The sequence below is a fragment of the Bradyrhizobium sp. sGM-13 genome (assembly GCF_018398875.1).
GTDB lineage: Bacteria > Pseudomonadota > Alphaproteobacteria > Rhizobiales > Xanthobacteraceae > Bradyrhizobium.
The window spans coordinates 168,671-184,107 of the sequence record NZ_JAGWDK010000014.1; the positions used below are offsets into that span (position 1 = coordinate 168,671).

General features: G+C 61.3%; 22 protein-coding genes and 1 tRNA gene. 12 read left to right on the plus strand and 11 right to left on the minus strand.

The genetic code is table 11. The features are described 5' to 3' along the window. Positions 1 to 7: 7 nt before the first annotated feature. The 3 genes from KJQ96_RS22330 to KJQ96_RS22340 form a co-directional block, all read right to left on the minus strand. Complete coding sequence (locus KJQ96_RS22330) at positions 8 to 667, minus strand: glutathione S-transferase family protein (RefSeq protein WP_213288678.1); 660 nt, start codon at positions 665 to 667, stop codon at positions 8 to 10. A gap of 365 nt (positions 668 to 1,032) precedes the next feature. After that, complete coding sequence (locus KJQ96_RS22335; protein WP_213288679.1) at positions 1,033 to 1,485, minus strand: VOC family protein; 453 nt, start codon at positions 1,483 to 1,485, stop codon at positions 1,033 to 1,035. Between the two features lie 566 nt (positions 1,486 to 2,051). Further along, positions 2,052 to 2,291 carry a Flp family type IVb pilin gene (locus KJQ96_RS22340; RefSeq protein WP_309142450.1) on the minus strand — a complete coding sequence of 80 codons (240 nt, stop codon included), beginning with the start codon at positions 2,289 to 2,291 and terminating at the stop codon, positions 2,052 to 2,054. A gap of 87 nt (positions 2,292 to 2,378) precedes the next feature. Between KJQ96_RS22340 and KJQ96_RS22345 the strand changes: the two genes are divergently transcribed. Next, a complete protein-coding gene (locus KJQ96_RS22345; RefSeq protein ID WP_213288680.1) occupies positions 2,379 to 2,534 on the plus strand; it encodes a hypothetical protein in 156 nt (51 codons plus the stop codon). A gap of 198 nt (positions 2,535 to 2,732) precedes the next feature. On the opposite strand, the gene KJQ96_RS22350 is transcribed toward KJQ96_RS22345, so the two are convergent. The 3 genes from KJQ96_RS22350 to KJQ96_RS22360 form a co-directional block, all read right to left on the minus strand. Next, entirely contained in the window at positions 2,733 to 2,927 is a 195-nt protein-coding gene (locus tag KJQ96_RS22350; protein WP_065729509.1) for a hypothetical protein, read from the minus strand. Between the two features lie 140 nt (positions 2,928 to 3,067). After that, entirely contained in the window at positions 3,068 to 3,214 is a 147-nt protein-coding gene (locus KJQ96_RS22355; RefSeq protein WP_213288681.1) for a hypothetical protein, read from the minus strand. Positions 3,215 to 3,788: 574 nt separating this feature from the next. Then, positions 3,789 to 4,118: a hypothetical protein gene (locus KJQ96_RS22360; protein WP_213288708.1), complete on the minus strand. Its 330-nt coding sequence runs from the start codon at positions 4,116 to 4,118 to the stop codon at positions 3,789 to 3,791. A gap of 13 nt (positions 4,119 to 4,131) precedes the next feature. Between KJQ96_RS22360 and KJQ96_RS22365 the strand changes: the two genes are divergently transcribed. From KJQ96_RS22365 to KJQ96_RS22400, 8 genes are all read left to right on the plus strand, one after another. Further along, the gene (locus KJQ96_RS22365) at positions 4,132 to 4,371 is read left to right on the plus strand and encodes a hypothetical protein (RefSeq protein WP_213288682.1); all 240 of its coding nucleotides are present in this window, start codon (positions 4,132 to 4,134) and stop codon (positions 4,369 to 4,371) included. Between the two features lie 168 nt (positions 4,372 to 4,539). Continuing rightward, positions 4,540 to 5,301 carry a Sir2 family NAD-dependent protein deacetylase gene (locus KJQ96_RS22370; protein ID WP_213288683.1) on the plus strand — a complete coding sequence of 254 codons (762 nt, stop codon included), beginning with the start codon at positions 4,540 to 4,542 and terminating at the stop codon, positions 5,299 to 5,301. A gap of 209 nt (positions 5,302 to 5,510) precedes the next feature. Beyond that, complete coding sequence (locus KJQ96_RS22375; RefSeq protein WP_213288684.1) at positions 5,511 to 6,176, plus strand: cold-shock protein; 666 nt, start codon at positions 5,511 to 5,513, stop codon at positions 6,174 to 6,176. A 130-nt stretch (positions 6,177 to 6,306) separates the two neighbouring features. Further along, complete coding sequence (locus KJQ96_RS22380) at positions 6,307 to 6,804, plus strand: DUF192 domain-containing protein (RefSeq protein ID WP_375293197.1); 498 nt, start codon at positions 6,307 to 6,309, stop codon at positions 6,802 to 6,804. 62 nt (positions 6,805 to 6,866) lie between these two features. Continuing rightward, positions 6,867 to 6,943: transfer RNA gene (locus KJQ96_RS22385), tRNA-Pro, on the plus strand. Between the two features lie 116 nt (positions 6,944 to 7,059). Continuing rightward, positions 7,060 to 7,590 (plus strand): CAP domain-containing protein, encoded by a 531-nt coding sequence (locus tag KJQ96_RS22390; protein WP_249734380.1) that lies wholly within the window; start codon positions 7,060 to 7,062, stop codon positions 7,588 to 7,590. Between the two features lie 185 nt (positions 7,591 to 7,775). Beyond that, a complete protein-coding gene (locus KJQ96_RS22395; protein ID WP_213288709.1) occupies positions 7,776 to 8,000 on the plus strand; it encodes a hypothetical protein in 225 nt (74 codons plus the stop codon). A gap of 124 nt (positions 8,001 to 8,124) precedes the next feature. After that, a complete protein-coding gene (locus tag KJQ96_RS22400; RefSeq protein WP_156433808.1) occupies positions 8,125 to 8,316 on the plus strand; it encodes a hypothetical protein in 192 nt (63 codons plus the stop codon). Positions 8,317 to 8,340: 24 nt separating this feature from the next. Here the strand turns inward: KJQ96_RS22400 and KJQ96_RS22405 are convergent, their stop codons facing one another. Genes KJQ96_RS22405 through KJQ96_RS22425 form a run of 5 tightly spaced genes read right to left on the minus strand, consistent with a single transcriptional unit; the run spans position 8,341 to position 12,274 of the window. After that, the gene (locus tag KJQ96_RS22405) at positions 8,341 to 9,108 is read right to left on the minus strand and encodes an ABC transporter permease (protein ID WP_213288685.1); all 768 of its coding nucleotides are present in this window, start codon (positions 9,106 to 9,108) and stop codon (positions 8,341 to 8,343) included. Next, a complete protein-coding gene (locus KJQ96_RS22410; protein WP_213288686.1) occupies positions 9,105 to 9,869 on the minus strand; it encodes an ABC transporter permease in 765 nt (254 codons plus the stop codon). Before KJQ96_RS22410 ends, KJQ96_RS22405 begins: the two co-directional genes overlap by 4 nt. Then, positions 9,866 to 10,669, minus strand: a complete 804-nt coding sequence (locus KJQ96_RS22415; protein WP_213288687.1) for an ABC transporter ATP-binding protein — start codon at positions 10,667 to 10,669, stop codon at positions 9,866 to 9,868. Before KJQ96_RS22415 ends, KJQ96_RS22410 begins: the two co-directional genes overlap by 4 nt. A 4-nt stretch (positions 10,670 to 10,673) precedes the next feature. Then, a complete protein-coding gene (locus KJQ96_RS22420) occupies positions 10,674 to 11,372 on the minus strand; it encodes a GntR family transcriptional regulator (RefSeq protein ID WP_213288688.1) in 699 nt (232 codons plus the stop codon). An 11-nt stretch (positions 11,373 to 11,383) separates the two neighbouring features. Further along, positions 11,384 to 12,274: an ABC transporter substrate-binding protein gene (locus KJQ96_RS22425; protein WP_249734384.1), complete on the minus strand. Its 891-nt coding sequence runs from the start codon at positions 12,272 to 12,274 to the stop codon at positions 11,384 to 11,386. A 120-nt stretch (positions 12,275 to 12,394) separates the two neighbouring features. On the opposite strand from KJQ96_RS22425, the gene KJQ96_RS22430 reads away from it, so the two are divergent. Genes KJQ96_RS22430 through KJQ96_RS22440 form a run of 3 tightly spaced genes read left to right on the plus strand, consistent with a single transcriptional unit; the run spans position 12,395 to position 15,339 of the window. Further along, complete coding sequence (locus tag KJQ96_RS22430; protein WP_213288690.1) at positions 12,395 to 13,378, plus strand: fumarylacetoacetate hydrolase family protein; 984 nt, start codon at positions 12,395 to 12,397, stop codon at positions 13,376 to 13,378. A gap of 47 nt (positions 13,379 to 13,425) precedes the next feature. Then, positions 13,426 to 14,202: a cyclase family protein gene (locus tag KJQ96_RS22435; protein WP_213288691.1), complete on the plus strand. Its 777-nt coding sequence runs from the start codon at positions 13,426 to 13,428 to the stop codon at positions 14,200 to 14,202. A 39-nt stretch (positions 14,203 to 14,241) separates the two neighbouring features. Then, on the plus strand, positions 14,242 to 15,339 hold the full coding sequence (locus tag KJQ96_RS22440) for an amidohydrolase family protein (RefSeq protein ID WP_213288692.1): 1,098 nt from the start codon (positions 14,242 to 14,244) through the stop codon (positions 15,337 to 15,339). Positions 15,340 to 15,437: the final 98 nt, after the last annotated feature.

The following is a 15,437-nucleotide window of genomic DNA, read 5'->3' on the forward strand; positions in this document are numbered from 1 at the left end:
TTCGCGCTTACGTCATCGGCGGTGCGATGAACTGCGTGAACCCTGGGCGGACGGCGAGCTGCGAAAACCAGCGTTCGAGGTTCGGCAGTTTCGGTTTTGTCACGCCTTCGACGCCGAACCAGCGCCGCGCAAAGGCGCCGAGCGCAATGTCGGCGATGGTGAACTGATCGCCCTCGATAAAGCGCCGCGTCGCCAGGTGCGCCTCGACGACCCGCCACACCGCGGCTTCGGCATCGACATCCTTCTGGATCGCGACCATGTCGCGCTTTTCGATGGGCGTGCGCACCAACGCCCAGAACACAGGCCGGTCGACCGGCTGCAGCGTCGACAGCGTCCAGTCGAGCCAGCGATCGACGCCGGCGCGCGCCTTCGGCTGCGAGGGATAGATCGACGAACCTCCTGCAGATCCTTGGCCATAGGCCATGCAGAGATAGCGCATCACGGAATTGGATTCCCACAGCACGTAGTCGCCGTCGACCAGCGTGGGTACGCGGCCATTCGGATTCATCGCCAGATAGGCGCGCTCGTCGTTCTTTCCGAACTGCATGCCGGCATCGATACGCTCATAGGCGAGATCGAGTTCGGCGAGGCACCACAGCACTTTTTGCACGTTGACCGAATTGGCCCGGCCCCAGATGGTGAGTTGTTGTTTGTTGTTGTCGGCCACGCACGTTGCTCCCGCTGATTTTCCGATTGGCCGTTAATAGCCGAAGATCAGAGAAAAAGCGCGCGTTCGCGCGGGTCCGGAGCCAACAAAAATGAGCTCTGCCGCAGTGCGACAGAGCCCGCTTCTCGCATTAGTCGTGGCGTCGGCCAGTCAGCGGCCGAAGAACAGCCATAGCAGAATGATCACCGGAATAGGCACGCCCAGCAACCAAAGCAGAATTCCTCGTCCCATCGTCTCCTCCTCAAATCTATTCGAGGAGAAAACGCGGCGTGCGAGGGGGTGGTTCCTGCGCAGAAAAGAACCCGAGCGCAGGAACGTTTGTGGTCGCTCGAATGATGGACGTGGACGAAGAAATTGTACAAGGCCTACCAGTGACCGGTGTTCGGCATCGAGGTCCACGGTTCGGCCGGCGGCTTCGGTTCGCCCTTCTGCAACAGCTCGATCGAATGTAGATCCGGCGAGCGGACGAAAGCCATGTTGCCGTCGCGCGGCGGGCGGTTGATGGTGACGCCGGCCTTCATCAGGCGGTCGCAGGTCGCGTAGATGTCGTCGACTTCGTAGGCGAGGTGACCGAAATAGCGGTCCTCGCCGTATTTCTCCTCGTCCCAATTATAAGTCAGTTCGACCAGCGGTGCGCCGCGGTTCTGGGGAGCGGCCTTCAACAGGCCTTCGTCCTCCGGCGCGCACAGGAACACCAGCGTGAACCGGCCCTTGTCGTTGTCGACGCGCCGTACTTCCTTCAGCCCCAGCGCATCCCGGTAGAACTTCATCGCGGTATCGAGATTGCGGACGCGCAGCATGGTGTGGAGATAGCGCATGTTTCTTGTCCTCCTGAGAACGTTCAGAGATTTTGTTGGGTTGGGCGGTTCGGGCGAAAAATAGCAGCAAAATGCACCAGAGGTCACTGATAACGTCGCATAAAGTGCGGGTGCGTTCTGCAGCCGTTCGCGCTGAGCCGCCTATGGCCTCAGAAGGCCATCGATGCTGGCGAATGCGAAAAGATTGGAAGCGGTCCTTGCTCAACGGTCAGGTTGCGGACGACACCCGCCTGGGCGAGCTCAAGGGCGATGCACTGGAGAGCTCGCCTTACCACGCGCTCGCGTACCCGTTTCTCGTCCTTTGTCATAAATTTCGAACCTTGGTTCCGAGGAACGAAACCGCTACGCCGGTTTTGAATCGAGGGAGGTGTCGCATGAAACAAGATCATCCGGCTGAAGAGAATGCGGCGCGGGAAGATTTGCCTATAAGGTCGGAGCGAAAGCTCGGGACTTTGACCGCTGGTGCCATTGCTCTCGTTGTCGTTGGGACAGCAATTTATTGGATCGCGTAGCCATCTCATGCGCGCTCGCGATCCTCACGCTTGCCGTGACATTTCAATCGCGACCTAAATGGTCAATGCGGTAAGAAGATTCTCAAGTAGCGCTACGAGCCTTTCGCCCGTCATTCCGACGGCAGCGATGATGGCCAAGGCGATAAACCCGGCGATGAGGCTGTATTCGATTGCGGTGGCGCCGCCCTCGTCGCGCAGAAACTTCCCGAGCATTTCTTTTTCTTTCGAGCTTTGATCAAACCAGTGTGGCACGCTCACGTTGTGATTGAGACAACCAAAAGCGTAAAATTGCAAGCTTATTGGATCGCATCACCTGCGTGATCCCCTACACATACGCGGTTGGCTCCTCCGTCCATTGTGGCGGCAACGGAGGGATCGACCATGTACCTGCTCTATGGCGTGCTCATAGTTGCGATGGTTTTCTTTTTCGTGCTCCCGATTACCGATGCCAGGACAGCCCGGATGAAATTGTCCATGGTGAGCAGCCTCGGCGCATTGCTGGCGGTATCGGTTATCGTGCCGCGCCTGATGCATTAGCGAAGGATATGCCTGCCTCGACGCGCAACGAGCATGTCGAGCGCTGCCGCTGGGATCGGCTGGCTTGGCCGTGCTCGCCGGCATCGGCGGTCTGCTGACGCTCGGCGTCGTGCACGCACAACAGCTCGATGGCGAGCGTGAGAGGAGGGCCGGACGCAATCTGGGCCCTTGCGCGCAAGATTGATATTTCCCGTCAGGTCAGACTTTAACGTCCAGCAGCGACGGCTCGTCGGTCTGTAAATCGGCCAGGGCCGCTTCGATGGCGGCAGCCTTGGCGTGGTCGACGGCCCTCAGATCCTGATTGATCGTATGCGGCGGCGCCTTGGCGGCCTGATCGACGACGAGCTGGATTCTGGCTTGTGTCACTTCAACCGGTATTGGGTAAATGACCATGGGTGCAACCCTCCTGATCGAAACTTGTCAGGTTCCTGTTTACGTCTTGTAAAGAGGTTGGGTTAATGGCCGGGTGCTACAGCGCAAAGGGGTAAATAGAAGCTTAAATCGTTTATCCCGTGCACGCCCCCGCAATCGCGTTAATGCATCCGTTCCAGTCGCTCGGCGTAGAGTCGGAATTCCTCGGCCATCTCGATCAGTTTCTTCGAAGCTTCCGGATCCTTGACGGCTTCGGCAAGCCGTCGGGCTCTGTCGGATTGTTCTCGATAGTGGTCGGCCTGGGTCATCGCAGCACCTTTTTAGATAGGTACGGGCTGCGCCAAAAAGGTTCGACGGTCGGCACGGCGAGGTAACAGCATCTTAAGAAAGCAATCGTGCCTGAAACGCACCCCCTGTTCGTTCCGGGAGAACAAACGGAATCTGCGGCCGTAAACCGAAAGGGGCCAAGCGCTGGTCAAGGCGAACTGGCGCCTGCCCAGTTGGGCACTCAACGGTCCGGCAATTTTTCGTCTGGCGATTTGTGATAGGTCGCGATGGCGATGAAGCCGGCATAACCGATCAAATTGATCAGAATTTCCATCCACGCAGGCATGATGCACCTTCCGGTAGTGAAACACCGAACGGATCGAATTCGTTCCGCGCAATTCGACGGTCAGGTTCGCGGGATCGCATAGCTCGCAATGCCGCCCTCCCAGACCGGCAAGCGAAACACCGCCTACATCCGAAGATCTAGACGGGGTTTCTCGCTTTCACCTCTCGCAAGGTTGCTGCCGGCCGCAGCAAATTCTATTGCGGGTTCCGCGCGCGATATTTCCGTCGGCGACAGCGCGGAGGTTGAACAGTGCTCTTGCCGGTACTGCCTCAGCGCCAGAATGCTGGCCGGCTGGATCCATTCAGCGCATTGGCCAACGTCGTTTCGTAATATTCTTCGCGCTCGCGTTCGAACTTCTGCTGGGTTTGCCTGAAGCTCGCGACGCGTGCTGCGATTTCGGCACGGTCGCGCGCGAGTCTTTCTTCCTTCTCCGTCATCGCCATCCGTTTTTTGTTTGATTCGCACCCCGCCATGATTGGCGCGCGCGAATGGGGCGCGAATGGGGAAGCATTGTGATCGCGTGCCGCCTGAAGCGAAGATGGTGGATAAGGTGTGGCACATTGTTGTCGCTCATGCGGGTTCCCGTTAGCGAAGGACAAACGGGAGGTTCCAATGGCAAAGATTGATTTGGATTCATTGAGCATCGAAGAACTCGCAGGCCTGCGGGAGCACGCCACCGACAAGTTGTTTGAAAAAGTCGCTGCACGCCGCGCCGAACTCGAAGCGGAACTGGAAAAGCTGGCGCAATACGGCAAGCCACCGGTGAAGAAGATGGAAAGCGCACCCGCACCGAAGGCGAAGAAGTCGGAAGAAGCCAAGGAGCCGAAGGAATCGGCGGCCAAGGCAGCATGATGAGGCAGCATGAGGCGTCGGTGTTACAAGGCGGCGCGGCATAAGGCGGCTTGAAAAGGCCGCCTTGCCGGACGTGCGTATGGCGCTGCCCGGCAGCGCGCATCGGTCTGGCAATCCGAACGACCGTGCTATAATCCGCGCGGCCCAACAATTCGGAAAATATCAGCGGTGATCGCCAAGGATTTACGCAGCGGCGTCGAGCAGCTCGGCAACATGATCGCCGAAGCCGCATGTATCGTTCCCTTTACCGGAGCCGGCATTTCCACCGAATGCGGCATTCCTGATTTCCGCTCCCCGGGCGGCCTGTGGACCCGCAACCGCCCGATCGCGTTCGACGAATTCGTTGCAAGCGCCGACGCGCGGGCCGAGGCTTGGCGGCGACGCTTTGCGATGGAGGCAACCTTTGCCGCGGCCAAGCCCTGCCGCGGGCATCGCGCGCTGGCCTCGCTCTACAAAGCCGGCAAGACGCCGGCGATCATCACCCAGAACATCGACAATCTGCATCAGATGTCAGGCTTCAGGGCCGATGACGTGATCGAGCTGCACGGCAACACGACGTATGCCCGCTGCATCGGCTGCGGACATGCCTATGATCTTCCTTGGGTAAAGCAGCGTTTCGAGGAAGCTGGTAGCGCACCCGACTGCACCATCTGCGACGAGCCGGTAAAGACGGCCACGATTTCGTTCGGACAGGCGATGCCGGAAGACGCGATGCGCCGCGCCACCGAACTGGCGCAGCATTGCGACCTGTTCCTGGCAATCGGATCTTCGCTAGTTGTTTGGCCCGCCGCAGGTTTTCCGCTGATGGCCAAGAACTGCGGCGCGAAGCTCGTGATCATCAATAATGAGAGCACGGAACAGGATGACGTTGCCGATCTTGTCATCCGTCACGACATCGGAGAAACGCTCGGACCGTTCGTAGGCAATTGATTGCCAATTGATTCGCCTTGATTCGTGGTTGTGCAAGCCTGTTCATAGCCTCCGCAATTTTGTTTTTTTTAGCTATGCGCGGCAATCGAGAGTGTTATCTTTTGATTCGAGAGATTCGCGCGGCGTTGTCATGAGTGGTCATGGATGGGCGCGTGTTCCGGTCCCGCTAGGGCGTGGCGGGCCGCTTTTGAAGTGTGAGGTCCGGGGTCATGGGGTCGGACGAATTTGGGTCCAAGAAGCTTGGGGGGCCGCCGCCAGGCGGGACAGGGCAGAACAGGCTTGGACCAGGTGAATACGCAGCCGGCGCACAGCGCGATCCGGCGGCGGACGCGCTGTCGGGGCTCGGCGATGCTGCAGCAAACCTTGTCGAAATATCGGGCATCATCAAATGGTTCGATGCTTCGAAGGGTTACGGTTTCATAGTGCCGGACAATGGCTGGCCCGACGTGTTGCTGCACGTCACCGTGCTAAGGCGCGACGGCTACCAGACCGCGTATGAAGGCGCGCGGGTGGTGGTCGAATGCGTGCAACGCGCCAAGGGCTACCAGGCGTTCCGGATTGTCTCGATGGACGAGTCCACCGCGATCCATCCGGCGCAGATGCTGCCGCCTCGGACTCATGTCAGCGTTACGCCGACCAGCGGTCTGGAGCGGGCCCAAGTCAAATGGTTCAACCGGCTGCGCGGTTTCGGCTTCCTGACCTGCGGCGAGGGCACGCCTGACATCTTCGTCCACATGGAAACGCTGCGCCGCTTCGGCATGACCGAACTGCGGCCGGGCCAGTACGTGCTGGTGCGCTACGGCCCCGGGTCCAAGGGCATGATGGCGGCCGAAATTCATCCGGAGACCGGCCCGTCGGCGCTGTCGTCGCATTGATCCTGCCGTACCACTGACGCAAACGTGAGCCGGCCGTCGCGCCCCAGCGCGGCGGCCTCTGGCATTTGCCGCAATCCTCAGGTTAGGGTTCCCTGCAATTTCTCCTGAGATATCCGGCGTGAGTGCTTTGATGAATTTCGCTTTGATGGTTGCGCGGCTTCGCATCCCGGGCCGCCTGGTGACGTCGCTGGTCGCTGCGTCTGCCGTGCTCCTCATCCTCTGCACCAATCCTGCTGCGCGGGCCGCGAGCGTTCAGCCACTCGAGATCGCCACCAAGTCAGGCGTACGCGTGTTCCTGGTCGAGATGGCGACGACGGAGGAGGAGAAGACCCAGGGGCTGATGTATCGGAAGGAATTGCCCGACGGCAAAGGCATGCTGTTTGATTTCTCGCCGGAGCAGCAGATCTCGATGTGGATGAAGAACACCTACATTCCGCTCGACATGATCTTCATCCGCGCCGACGGCCGCATCCTGCGCATCGCTGAGAACACCGAGCCGCTCTCCACCAAGATCATCTCCTCGGGCGGGCTTGCCAGGGGGGTCCTGGAAGTGATTGCCGGCACGGCGCAAAAATACGGCATTCAGCCCGGCGACCGGGTGGCCCACCCGCTGTTCAACAAGCGCTGACCGGCTTCCATCGCCTTGATGGCTGCGGATTTAGCGTGTATCGAGCATTTCCAGCATCGGATCGGGGTATAGCGCAGCCTGGTAGCGCGGCAGTTTTGGGTACTGCAGGTCGTTGGTTCGAATCCAGCTGCCCCGACCAATAAAATCAATGACTTGCTACGTCTTTTTCGGATTGAATTTTCCCAGCACAATTGGGGGGGCGGGGGAATAATTGTGGCTAGTAGGAAGACAGTCGTTCTGGTGCGGCAGGCCCTTCTGCTGGGGCTGGTGATTTGCTTTGCCGCCGCAGGGAGCCGGCCGGCAGCGGCCAATCCTGCGCAGATGATTTCTGATTTTCGGCTAAAGCACGGGCAGAAGCGCGTAACCTTGGATGCGACTCTCACACGGATTGCACACGATCAAGCCGAGGCGATGGCCGCAAAGGACAAACTGGATCACGATGTCCTTGGTCGGTTCAATACGCGTGTCGGCCCGGCGGGCGCAGGCCGGGCCGCAGAGAACATTGCGTACGGCTACGATGGTTTTCCCAAGACCCTCGACCAGTGGATCAATTCGTCCGGGCACCGGAAGAACCTCCTGTTGCCCGGCGCGACGCGCGTAGGTGTTGCCAGCGTGAAAAGCGCGAGGACCGGTCGTACGTACTGGGCCATGGTGATCGCAGGCGACTATGAGCGTCCCAAGGCGCCGAAGAGTTCGCCGAAGGATTCAAAGCAGGCAAACGCTGCGAAGTCCAAATCGCGCGCGGCTGAGAGCTGCCGACTGAAGATTCTCAGCCTGTGCCTTTAGAACCTGAAGTTGGGAGTAGCCGCCTTCGCCGCGCTGCGCGCTCGATGATGGTCGGATGGCGGCGCCAACGCATGCGAGCGCCCAGTTCGACGCGATTTCCACGCTGATGTGAAGCCCATCCCGATTTGCGGGCTTGCAATATCGTTCCTGTTATGTTCTCTTTGGTCATTCCTCGGAGGTGACCAATGGATGTCGAGAAGCAACGGGAAATAATCCGGCTCTGGAATCGCATGCGTCGGGTCGATGGCCCGCTCGCCGAAGAAATCCGCATCCAGATACTTGAATGCTTTGCGCGGCCGGAGGCGCCGAGCGCGCGCCTGCAGGAGCGCCGCGAGGTGCTCGGTCGCATGCCGGTCCGGACTGCGCAACTGTATCGCATCGGCGAACGCAGCAACAACGCAACGCTTTGAGGGCTTTCGTAGCCTGCGCGGCTGATTCGCTGCCGGTCAAGATTGACGGAATCTTCGCGCGATGCATGCTGCACGCATGTTGTCGCGTGTGCGCAATCATTTCCAAGGTGCGAAGTTCGCCCGCATGAGCAGCGGGACGTACTGCATCATCCGCGATCTCGGGCTGGTCAAGGGCGGCAAGGGGATGCGGCACCATGAGGTGCTCGTCACCTTCAGCCTGCGGGCGTTGTGGCGCTGGGTCGGACGGGGCTGGCGGCGCCTTATGACTGCATCGAAGAAGCCGGAGGTTTCGGCTCGGCCTGTCGCAGATACGTAGCCGCAACTGCTCGGCTGCCGGCGATCACCGCCGCGCTGCCTGCCACGCCAGCAGTCTGTGCTCCGCCAGCGACATCGCCACCGACGTCACGTAGCCGGTCAACCCAAGCAGTATCACACCCGCGAACAGGTCGGCCGAGCGGAACGCGCGGGCTGACAGCAGGACCCAATGGCCGAGCCCGTCGAGGCCGGCCAGGATTTCGCAGACCACCGACAGGATCAGCGCCACCGTCAGGCTGAGGCGCATGCCGGCGAGGATGTCGGGACTGGCGGAGGGCAGCGCGATCTTGAAGATCACCGCGAGCCGCGACATCTGCAATGAACGCGCGACCTCGTAAAGCCGCGGCTCAACCGCCGCAAAGCCGTGGATGGTCGCCAGCATGATCGGCCAGATCGCACCGAAGGCGATCACGAACAGCGCCATCGCCTGCGTCAGCCCAAGCATGGCGATCGCCACCGGAATGATCGCCGAGACCGGCAGCGGCCGTAGAAACTCCAGCGACGGCGCGACATAGGTCCGCATTCTGCGCGACGATCCAATGATCGCGCCGATTGCGATGCCGGCAATGGAGGCGGCGAGCCAGCCATAGGCCATATGTTCGAGCGTGCCGGCGAGCTTGCTCCAGAGATCGCCGGAGGAAAACCCGCGCACCAGCGCAGCCCAGGCCCGGTCCGGTCCCGGCAGGAACACCGGCGAGACCAGTTTTAAACTGGCGATCAGTTGCCATAGCGCGACGAAGCCGGCCGCAACCGCAAAGCTCGCCACGCGCCACAGGAGGGCCGCGCGGTTCATGCGCCGTCTCCGCTCAATGCGGCGCGGCCGAACAGGCGGTTCTGGGCGACGACCAAGAGGACATTCAACGCGTAGCCGATGACGCCGATCCAGACCAGATAGGCCAGCATCAGGTCCGGGCGCAGCGCTTGCTGCGCCAGCATGATGCCGGCCCCGAGGCCGAGCGGGTTGATCGCGATTTCGACCGTCACGGCGACGATCAGCGCGATGCCGGCCGACAGGCGGAACGCGACGAAGATCCGCGGCAGCGCCGCCGGGATGATGATCTTCCAGACCCGCTGTGCCGACGGCAGCCGCAGCGCCCGCGCCACCTCCATCAGCCGCGGCTCGATGCTGCGCACCGCCGCGCGCGACAGGATCAGGACCGGCCAGACGCAGGCGAACGCCACGATCACGATTTCCATGCGGTAGCCGAAGCCGAGCGCGATCAGCGCGATCGGCAGCAGCGCAATCGAGGGAATCGGCCTGATCGCCTCGACCGTTACTTCCATCAGTCGATCGAGCGTATCTGAAATCCCGAAGGCGATGCCGAAAGCCAAGCCGATGGTGGTGCCGATCGCAAGGCCTGCGAAAGCTGAAAACAGCGTGTCGCGCGTGGCCGTCAGGATCGACAAATCGGCAAAGGCGCCGAACAGCGCCATCACGATCTCGCTCGGCGGCGCGAGGCTGTCGCTTTGCAGATGGGTGGCGCGCGCCCAGACTTCGAACGCCACCAGCACGGCCAGCGGCAACACCAGCGCCTTGGCGGAATTCGCCCTCACTGCTCGGTCGCCTTGATGAAATCGAACAATTGCCGCCGCAGTCGCAGGAATTCCGGATGCTCGCGGGTCGATAACTGATCGCGCGGGCGCGGCAGGTTGACCGAAAGCTCGATGCCGATCCGTCCGGGGTGCGGCAGCAGGCCGATGACGCGATCGCCGAGATAGATGGCTTCATCGAGGTCGTGGGTCACGAAGATCACGGTGGCGCCGCTCGCCGCCACCAGCGACAATACCTCATCCTGCAATCCCTGCCGCGTCATCGCATCCAGCGCACCGAACGGCTCGTCCATCAGAAGCGTCTTCGGCTCCTGCGCCAGGCAGCGGGCGATCTGCAGGCGCTGCTGCATACCGCCTGACATTTCCGACGGGTATTTGCCGGCATGGCCGGGCAGGCCGACCGTGCGCAAAAGCTCCTCGATGCGGGCAGGGCGCTCGGCCGACGGCATGCCGCCCGCTTCCAGCGCCAGCGAGACATTGCCCGCCGCGGTGCGCCACGGCAGCAGTGCCTTGCCGTAATCCTGGAACACGATCGCGATCTCGCGGCGCGGCTCACGCATCGGCTGGCCGTCGAAATTCACCTTGCCGCTGGTCGGCTGGTAAAGGCCTGCGGCCAGACGCAGCGCTGTGGTCTTGCCGCAGCCGGAGGCGCCGACGATGCAGAGGAATTCGCCGGGCCGGACTCCGAGACTTAGATTTTCGATGATGGTCTTGCCGCCGAGGACGAGTGTGACGCCGTCAAATGCGATCTGGGGCGTGGCAGTGCCGTATACGGCTTCGAGGCGTTTTGCGGCGCTTGCCATGATGTCAGCTCTCGTTGCCTGGGGGATAGACGAAATCCATGGTCGAACGCAGATGCGCCGATAGCATCGCTTGAGACCCCTGAATGTCGCGGGCGATGACGCGGTCGGCGAGCAATTGATGCGCGCGCACGAATTTCTTGCCGCTGTCGACGGAGCGCATCATCACGCGCCGGTAGCGGTAGGCTTGGTCGTAGAGATCGGAATGGGCTGCCAGCAAACGCTTCGAGCCGCACGCCGCCAGCAAGGCGGTGTGAAAGCCCTTGTGCAGCCGGTCGAAATCCTCGGCGCCCTCACGGAATTCATCACCGGTCCGCTCGATGTGTCGGCGCATCTGGTGCAGCGCGCTGACGATGCCAGCCTCCCAGGCATCGTCGCCATGGGTGATCGCCAGCCTGATGGCCTCGATCTCGATCGCGGTACGCATCGTGGTGATGTCGAGCAGATCCTCGCGGCTGACGTCGGCGACGCGGAAACCGCGCTGCCCGGTGCCCACGATCAGCCCACGCGACATCAGCCGCGACAACCCCTCGCGCAGCGGCGTCGCGCCGATCTCATACCGTTGCACAAGGTCGACGATCCCGAGCCGCGATCCCGGCGCCAGATGGCCCGCGAGAATATCCTGCTCGACCAGCATGGCCGCGCGCTCAGTTAGCGTAGCGGCCTCAGTCACCGGTCGGCTCGATTGGCGCTCAGAGACCGGCATCGCGAAATCCTTTACTTCAGGACCAGCTTTGAGGTGTCGAGCTTGGATTGCAGCATCTTCTGCGACGACATCACCTCGATCCACCAAGAGAGCTGCTCGGGCTTCAGCGCCGGTTCGGAACGGTTCGGCGGCGTCGCCTTGACCAGTTCGATCGGCTGCTTAGTGAACTTGGAAATCGAGTTCGACGCCTTTTCGCGGTCATTGTTCACGATCGCGGCGGATTCGGCGAGCGCGTCGCGGAATTTCTTGACTGCCGCGGCATTCTTTTCCGCCCATTCGCGCGAGGCCGCGTAGAAAATGATCGGATCGGTGCGCGCCAGTTCGACCGCATAGCGTGCGCCGACCGAACCAAGGCCGGCATTGGTCATACGGGTCACGAACGGTTCGGCGGTCAGGACGGCGTCGACGCCGCCGGACTTGATGATATCGGCCATCGTCGGAAAGGTGACCTCGACGAAATTGACGCCCTTGGGATCGACGCCTTTTTCCACCAGCCATTTCACGAACAGCACATGCAGGAACGCGTTTAGCCCCGGCGCGCCGACTTTCTTGCCAACGAAATCCTTCGGCTCCTTGATGGTGATGCCGTTGCGGACGAAGGCGGTGATGTTGCCGTTCGATACCGGGCTCATGATGGTGGCACCCGCAATAGCGACGAGATCGAGCCCACCGTCGACGGCCTGCAAAAACACCGTCGAGGTCGGCCCGCCGATCTGAATCGAATTCGACAGGATCGCCGCCGGGATGTTCGAGTTGATGCCGATCGGCGTCATCTCGACCTCGAGCCCGTGCTTTCTAAAAATGCCCTCGTCGATCGCGATCATTGCTGAGGCGCAGTCCGAAGTCGCCGTACAGCCGACCTGGATCTTGGCTTGCGCAAAGGCGGTACCGGTCAGCGCCATGCTGACGGCAAGGGCGGCTAGGGCCTTTTTCACGGTGCTCTCCCCACAACACATTTTTCTGTCTTGTTTATCGATATTTTTTTTGATCATATATTTCATCAGAAAACAAGAGGGCGTCAGGTGAAACTCGCAACAATAAAGTCGGGCGGTCAGGAAAAGGTCGCCATCGTGCATAGCGGCGACAGGCTGCTCTTTGATCTCGCGGCGGCGGCCAGCCGCAACGGAGGCGCCAATCCGGCTTTCGCATCGATGCTGGCACTGATCGATGCCGGTGACGCCGCGCTCGAACAGGCGGCAAACGTGTTCCACAAGCACGGCAAGGACGAGAGCTTGTCCATGAAGATCGACGCGGCCGAAATTCTCGCGCCGGTCCCGGAGCCACGGCAGATGCGGGACGGCATGTCGTTCCCGCTGCATATCCTGCAGGCCCCGCGCGGGCAGCTCAAGCTCGCCGCACGCGCCAAGGGCGACATGGCGGAGCTGGCGCGGATCGAGGCCGAGCCGCTCGGTGAACTGCCGGAGGTCTATCGCAAGCAGCCGATCTACTACATCACCAACCGCTTCAGCGTGCGCGGTACCAACACCACGGTGAAGTGGCCGCGCTACAGCCAGGTGATGGATTATGAGCTCGAATTCGGCATCATCACCAGGAACAAGGGCGCCAACATCTCTGCCGCCAAGGCCAAAGACCACATCTTCGGCTACACGATCTTCAACGACTTTTCCGCGCGCGATGCCCAGCGCATTGAAATGGAGGGGCGGCTAGGTCCGGCGAAAGGCAAGAGTTTCGACGGCGGCAACGTGATGGGCCCGTGGATCGTGACGCCAGACGAGATCGGCAATCCCTACAAATTGAAGATGGAAGCCCGCGTCAACGGCGAGATGCGCTCGCAAGGGGTGACCGAGGGCATGCTATTCTCGTTCGAGGAGATCATCGCCCATGTCAGCCAGGACGAGACCCTGATGCCCGGCGAATTCATCGGATCCGGCACTGTCGGCAATGGATGCGGGCTCGAACTCGGCTGGTATCTCGAAGATGGCGATACCATCGAGCTCAAAGTCGAAAAGATCGGCATCTTGAAGAACCGGGTCGAGCGGCAATAGTTGCTTCCGGCGACGCTACCCAAAGAAGCATCCAGCGAGGAAACGCCATGGCGCGCAGATTGATCGACATTTCCGTCCCCCTGCAAAACGACGTGCCGGCCGATCCGCCCGGCAATCACCCGACCATCCAGTACATCGATCACCAGCAGGGCCTGCCGCGGATGCTGCAGTTCTTCGAAGGTTTGAAGGCGGAAGATCTGCCTGATGGCCAGGGCTGGGCGGTGGAGCAGGTATCGCTCTCCACCCACAACGGCACGCATCTGGATGCGCCCTGGCATTTCCATCCCACCATGAACCGCGGCGAGCGTTCATGGACCATCGACGAGGTGCCGCTGGAATGGTGCTTTCAGCCGGGTGTGAAACTCGACTTCCGGCATTTGCCGGATGGCTACGTCGCGACCGCCAAGGATGTCGAAGCGGAATTGAAGCGCATCGGCCATACGCTTTCGCCGCTTGAGATCGTCGTGGTCAATACCAGCGCCGGCGCCAAATACGGGCAGCAGGACTACGTCACCTCAGGCTGCGGCATGGGCTACGAGGCGACGATGTATCTGTTGGAGCGCGGCGTGCGCCTCACCGGCATCGACGGCTGGAGCTGGGATGCGCCGTTCATCTACACCGCGAAGAAGTATGCCGAGACGAAGGACGCCAGCCTGATCTGGGAAGGCCACAAAGCCGGGCGCCACATCGGCTATTGCCATCTCGAGAAGCTGCACAATCTCGAGCAATTGCCGTCGACCGGCTTCATGGTGTCGTGCTTTCCGGTGAAGATCGAGCGCGCATCTGCAGGCTGGACCCGCGCGGTCGCCATTCTCGACGGCTGAAGGCTGCACGCAACAACAGCAAGATCGGGGAGAGAACGAATGACGGATTTGCGCACCGCCCCGCTGCGGGGATGCTTCTGCTGTGGTCAATCGTATCAGTCATTCGCCGCACCAAGCCGGCGCGGCTTCATGCTCGGTGCCGGCGCGCTGGCGATGACGACGGCGATCGGTGGTGGCCGGGTGGGGGCACAAACCGCCGACGCAAAGCCGTTCCGGATCGACGTTCACCATCATCTCTCGCCGCCAACCTACGTGACCGCGTCGAACGACAGCGGGTTCGGCGATCCCTTAATGAAGAACTGGACGATCGAGAAATCGCTCGCCGATATGGACAAGGCCGGCATTGCCACTGCGATGCTGTCCGTCACCACGCCCGCGGTCAATTTCACCAAGGGCGATACGGCACGAAGACTTTGCCGCGAGTCGAACGAATATGCTGCAAAGCTGGTCGCGGATTATCCGGGGCGGTTCGGCAATTTCGCGATGCTGCCACTCACCGACGCCGAAGGCAGCCTGCGCGAGCTCGCTTATGCGCTCGACACGCTCAAGGCCGACGGCATCGCGTTGATGACGAGCTACGGCGACAAGTGGCTCGGGGATCCGGTGTTCTTGCCGGTCATGGGGGAGCTCAATCGCCGCAAGGCGCTGGTCTACACCCATCCCACCGCGGCCAATTGCTGCGTGAACCTAGCGCCGACGCAGCCGCCCGTCATGATCGAGTTCGGCACCGACACGACGCGCACGATCGCCGATATCGTCTTCTCCGGTAACGCGAGGCGTTTCCCCGATATCCGATGGATCTTCTCGCATGCGGGCGGCACGATGCCGTTTCTGATCGAGCGCTTTGTGCGACATCCGCTGCTGGCGCCGAAGGCCAAGGAGACGGTGCCCGACGGCACGCTCACCGAGCTCAAGCGCTTCTTCTACGACACCGCGCAAACATCCAACCGTGGTGCCATGTCGGCGCTGGCGGCGATTATTCCTCCGTCGCAGATCGTGTTCGGAACGGATTTTCCGTATCGGACCGGCATCGACCATGTGAAGGGGCTGCGCGAGGCGGGTGTGTTCACGGAGGAGCAGATGGCGGCGATCGAGCGGGGGAATGCGCTCAAGCTGCTGCCGCGGCTTGCAAGCTAGTTCGGGAGCCGAGGCTCTCGTCACGTCGCGGAACGATTCGTTAAATCGGCATAGGGGGCGACCTTGTGGGTCGCTCCCCTGCCACACCACCCGGCATG